Here is a 976-nt window from a genome sequence, read left to right as displayed (position 1 = left end):
GGGCGAGCGAGGCCCAGGCCGCGACGTCCCGGTCCGGAGCGGAGGGCCGCCCGTGCAGGGCGTCGGCCAGGCCGCGCTCGGCCAGCAGCACCGACCCGTCCGGGGCGATCACCACGGTGCCCGGATGCACCGCGCCGTGCGCGAGCCCTGCGGCGTGCACGGCCAGCAGCGTCCGCGCGGTCTCCGCCAGTACGGTGGCCGTCTCGCTCGCGCCGGGCCGCGGGCCGCCGGGCGCCGGGCCAGCAGGTCGGTCACGGTCGGGCCGGCCGGTTCCCCGGTGAGCAGCCAGACCTCGCCCCGCGCGGTGATCAGGTCGGCGACCGGGACCAGTCCCGTCAGACCGCCCTGGAGGAGCCTGCGGTCCGCGACCACGGCCGCGACCAGCCGGTCCCGCGCCGCGGGGTCGGCGAACGGCCGGGCGTCGAACCTGAGCGCGCCCGCCGGCCGGCCGCCGGGGCCACCGCCGAGTACCACGTGCCAAGGTCGCCGATCCACGTCCGGCCGGTCAGCCGGTGCCCGGCGAGATCCATCTGCCCGTCGCTCAAGGTCGTGTCCGTTCCGCCGTCCGCCGTCGTCTCCGCTGCCGTCCCGTTCTTCCGCCCCCCGCCAGTGTGAACGGAACGCCGCCGCCCGTCACCGGTTTCGGGACGGCCGCCGCGCGACGGGGTCCGGGGACGGTCAGTGCGGCACCGGGTCCGGAGAGGCCGGGGTGGTGGCCGGGGTGGAGCCGCCGTCCCCGCTGGGCGTCGGGCCCGGGGAGGTGGGCGCGTCGGGGGGCGTGGACCGGGTCGGCGCGGTCGACGGTGCGGGCGCGGTCCTGGTCGGCCTGCCGTCGGAGACCGACTCCGGACCTTCGGGCTCGGACTCCTCGTCCGCCTCGTCCGCAGGGGCGGCCGGTTTCGTCGTCGCCGGCGCGGGCTTCCTGGTGGGCGTCGCCGAGGGGGTGCGGCGGGGCGCGGCCGGAGGGGGGGCGCGG

General features: G+C 79.5%; 2 protein-coding genes. One reads left to right on the top strand and one right to left on the bottom strand.

Going from position 1 to position 976, the window contains the following annotated elements; translation table 11 throughout:
• Nucleotides 1-108: 108 nt before the first annotated feature.
• Nucleotides 109-474, bottom strand: coding sequence for a hypothetical protein (locus ACWJ6R_RS37040; RefSeq protein WP_449066656.1), 366 nt, complete (start codon nucleotides 472-474; stop codon nucleotides 109-111).
• A 235-nt stretch (nucleotides 475-709) separates the two neighbouring features.
• On the opposite strand from ACWJ6R_RS37040, the gene ACWJ6R_RS37035 reads away from it, so the two are divergent.
• Nucleotides 710-976: hypothetical protein (locus ACWJ6R_RS37035; protein ID WP_449066655.1), on the top strand; the 267-nt coding region annotated here is incomplete at its 3' end.

It is taken from the genome of Planomonospora algeriensis, assembly GCF_977012225.1.
This window is presented reverse-complemented; position numbering and strand designations above follow the sequence as displayed.